At 31.8% G+C, this 3675-nt stretch carries 5 protein-coding genes; all 5 read right to left on the reverse strand.

Going from position 1 to position 3675, the window contains the following annotated elements:
* Positions 1-135: 135 nt before the first annotated feature.
* Positions 136-714, reverse strand: a complete 579-nt coding sequence (locus L3X37_RS15125) for a hypothetical protein (protein ID WP_237241005.1) — start codon at positions 712-714, stop codon at positions 136-138.
* Positions 715-719: 5 nt separating this feature from the next.
* Positions 720-980 carry a hypothetical protein gene (locus tag L3X37_RS15130; protein WP_237241006.1) on the reverse strand — a complete coding sequence of 87 codons (261 nt, stop codon included), beginning with the start codon at positions 978-980 and terminating at the stop codon, positions 720-722.
* 52 nt (positions 981-1032) lie between these two features.
* Positions 1033-1650: a hypothetical protein gene (locus L3X37_RS15135; RefSeq protein ID WP_237241007.1), complete on the reverse strand. Its 618-nt coding sequence runs from the start codon at positions 1648-1650 to the stop codon at positions 1033-1035.
* Entirely contained in the window at positions 1647-2759 is a 1113-nt protein-coding gene (locus tag L3X37_RS15140; RefSeq protein ID WP_237241008.1) for a serine hydrolase domain-containing protein, read from the reverse strand. Before L3X37_RS15140 ends, L3X37_RS15135 begins: the two co-directional genes overlap by 4 nt.
* A 164-nt stretch (positions 2760-2923) precedes the next feature.
* Complete coding sequence (locus tag L3X37_RS15145) at positions 2924-3433, reverse strand: hypothetical protein (RefSeq protein ID WP_237241009.1); 510 nt, start codon at positions 3431-3433, stop codon at positions 2924-2926.
* Between the last annotated feature and the right edge of the window lie 242 nt (positions 3434-3675).

Genomic DNA, 3675 nt, shown 5'->3' on the forward strand with positions numbered 1-3675 from the left:
ACAACGGTTCGTGTAAGGATAGTTGCGTGATTAAGCAACTAACTTAACAAAAATGGCACGAACCAAAGGAAAATCCACAGGATTTTCCGAGTAGGCACGAACCAAGCAATTATATTTACACTTTGTTGGCAAACGTTATTCTTTATATGAGGAATTATAAATTTCAACAATTTCTTTTAAATCAAATTTTTTTGTGCTAATTGTGTCTAAGATTACATTCACTTTTGGGCTGTCCGAAACAAATTTTCTTAATATTTCAATTATTTCTTCTTTATTTTTAATTAATACACGTTGACGTATATTATAATTTTTACAGTCGGCTATATATTTTAATTTTGAGGTGTCCTTGGAAATGTAAAAGCCGTAATATGCACCAGGAGTAGGATTAAGCAACTCATAATATAATTTTATTTTACCATTTATTAACCTTCTAATAAAAGCTTTCTTTCCTGGTTTATCCTTATCCCAAGGTAAAGGAGATATGACCAATTCGTGAGGTGAATCATAATGAGAATCATAATAACCTATTATTAAACTATCTGGAAATATTGTTTTGTTTTTCCCAACTTTTACACCTGTGCCTTTTCGGTTAAAAATTAGCTTTTCTCCATATATCGTGTCGTTATTTTTAAGTACTAAATAGTCTTTTTTTTGAGCATTACCTAATATTGAAAATAAAAGGACTGTAGCGATTAGTGGTTTTAATATTTTCATTTTATTTATTCTTCTAATTTTAAAGGTTCATTAAAATCATTATACCATTTACCTTCATTGAATTTAATGACTCCATGTTCCTCATGATAAAAAGTGTTACCGAATTCATTTATTCTATTTTGAATTCCAGATTCAAAATCTTTAATGCAGTAGGAAGACCCATCGGAGTTGTTCACTTCGGAATATCCGTCATCACATCTATCCGTATCGCAATTGATGTGAATTAAAAGGATTAATAACAGAAAAAATGTTCTAAATTGTTTCATGCTTTGTTTTAATGTTTGCCAACGTTTTGGCTAAACTGCGTTTTAATGCAGTTTAGGTTTTGTTGGCATCAGTTTTTTTATTCATTTCTATTCCTATAGCAATTAAAGAGATTGAATATAGAAGCACACCCAAAATCCTAACATTTCCTGGCATGATTACAATTCCAAACGTGGGGCATGCGAGCATAAACATTACAACCTTCCATCTTTTGAAGCTTTTTCTTTTAAACATACTAACCCCCAATATCAAGACACCTATCGTTAGTAAGAGCCCTCCGGATAGGTTGGCAATTTTGAATGCATTCTCTTGATAAAAGCCTGATTTAAGGTTAATGATCTCAGGACTTTGAATTGCTATTCCTTTTAAAATAAATGCTTCGAAAAATAATATGGCTGTGAGAATAGTCACTCCGCAAATTGCAGTAAGGTATCCGATGAAATCGATATTGTTATTTGAATTAAGGGTAGTTGAAATTGTATTAAAAGCAAATATCCCCATTAATGAGCCAACAAATCCAATAATATTAACCCAAGTCCAGTCACTGTCCAATACCCAATTTACATAAGGCTCTTGCATCGGTAAAAAGATGGCAAAAAGTGTCCAGAAAATTAGCATTAAAGCTGCGGTTGATATTGGAAACCATCCCGAAGATATTTTTTTGTTTGTCATTTTGTACTTTTAAGAAATTGTTTGTCTAAATGGTCAAGAATTCTGTCATCTGACATTCCAGAGCTATTTGTCATGATAACACTTCCAAGTCCTAAGGAAGGATAAATTCTTATTTCAGAGTAGTAAGCACCACCACCTCCTGCATGGCAGTAATAATCGGACTCATTTAAAGATCCTTTAAACCATCCTAAGGTCATTCCAGTATTTTTCCCCTTTGTTGTTTGCTGTTCGGTTAGCATTTTATCAATAGAGGTGTTAGGTAGTAGGCTTCCATTATCCTTTAGCAGTTCCTGACAGTAGACTTTTAGTGCATTCGGTGTACAAATAATTCCCCCGTATGGGGCTCCATTGTTGTAAAATGAATGAAAGCCATTCCAATCATTGCTTGCTTTATACATTAAACTATCTTTATTGAGAAGAAAACCTAATAACAGGTTTTGAAACCAAGAGTTACGATGATAGCCGTGAGCATGATTCGCTTCAGGAATATTAAACCCAATATATTCTTTAGTAGGCAAGTGGTTTAATATATTATTGTCAATGTAATCTTGATATGGTTTACCGCTAACTTCTTCTATTAGACTACCTAATACCAGATAATTGATATTGGAATAGGCATATTTCGTTCCAGGAGATCGTTTAAGCTTTAGATTATTTAATATGATGGAATCTGAGAATCCCTTATAATCAAAATTATCGTGTTCATTAGCCAAGTGTGTCCATTGGAGAGGTAAAGGATTGACAATACCAGATTGATGGCAAAGCAGATTTCTTATTGTTACTGTTTTCGAGAAGGAATAGTGAGATAAATATTCTTGAATTGGGTCATCTAGTTTTATTTTTCCTTCATCTAATAGTTGCATTATCGCTACCGCAGTAAAAGTTTTGGTCACTGAAAAGGCATGAAATGAAGTTTCCTCATTTACCATTATGCGATCTTCTACATTTTGATACCCTTGAAAGATGTCTTGTAAAACTGAGTCTGAATCGAAAAGAACATAATGAAATGCCGGAGCATTATGTTCTTTATTTAAAATATTTGAAATGTCTTCATTCATTTCACATGCTGAAAAAAGTAATATGCTCAATCCAATTAATAAGCTTTTCAATTTTTAGTAATTAATTTGTTAATTGATGCCAACGGTTACGTATAAGAATAGTTGCGTGGTTAAGCCACTAATTTAGTAAACAAAAACTAGCCAGAGGAAAATCCGCAGGATTTTCCGAGTAAGCAATGACCAAGCAATTATTTTTATACATTGTTGGCAAATCGTTATTTTTTATTTATAATTTGCTTTATTCCATTAATTCCTCCGACACTTATATTCCACCATTCTTTTTGGGTTTTTATCCCGTCCTTTAATTCGTAATCGACTACTTCTTTTGATACTATAATTGATGTTTTTCCATCGCTTGTATAAATCAAAGTCGGAAGATTATTTTCTAAAAATGTTTTGTCAAATATTTTATTGAATTCCGATTTGTTTGACAAGCAATATGTTTCTTCGCTTAAATCATAAGGTTTGAAAAAGAAACTGTCTTCAATCAAGTCAGATAAATCAGATTTCACAATTTCGTTTTCGGAAGGTGAATATGAGAATTCCAGATTATAATTTCTAAAATCTTTTTTTCTGTCAAATTCAAATATTTTGTTCAGTTCATCATTAGTCAGAAATTCTACGATTTCGATATCCTCATAAAATTCAGTCAAAATCTTAATATCATTTTTGACTTTATTTTTTCTTTGTAATAACTCTATTTTCTTTTTTCTCTCGTCGTTCATTTTAATGTTTGCCAACGGTTTTGTGTATGATTAATGGCGTGTTTATGCACCTAATTTAGCAAATAAAAACCGAATAGAAAATCCGCTAGGATTTTCGTAAGTAAGCGTGAACCAGCCATTAATTATACACGTCTTAAGTTTGTAATTCACTAAATTTAATTAATAATCAGAAAGAACAAAAGAGAGAAATAAGTTTAGTATACACGGTGAAGCTTCGACTTCGGCAACATTGATAATCCTCT

The organism is Wocania arenilitoris, from assembly GCF_021728535.1.
Taxonomy (GTDB): Bacteria; Bacteroidota; Bacteroidia; order Flavobacteriales; family Flavobacteriaceae; genus Wocania_A; species Wocania_A arenilitoris.

Coding starts and splice junctions, on each gene's coding strand:
- L3X37_RS15135 (WP_237241007.1), bottom strand. CDS start 1,650: ATGACAAACAAAAAAATATCTTCGGGATGGTTTCCAATATCAACCGCA.
- L3X37_RS15130 (WP_237241006.1), bottom strand. CDS start 980: ATGAAACAATTTAGAACATTTTTTCTGTTATTAATCCTTTTAATTCAC.
- L3X37_RS15145 (WP_237241009.1), bottom strand. CDS start 3,433: ATGAACGACGAGAGAAAAAAGAAAATAGAGTTATTACAAAGAAAAAAT.
- L3X37_RS15125 (WP_237241005.1), bottom strand. CDS start 714: ATGAAAATATTAAAACCACTAATCGCTACAGTCCTTTTATTTTCAATA.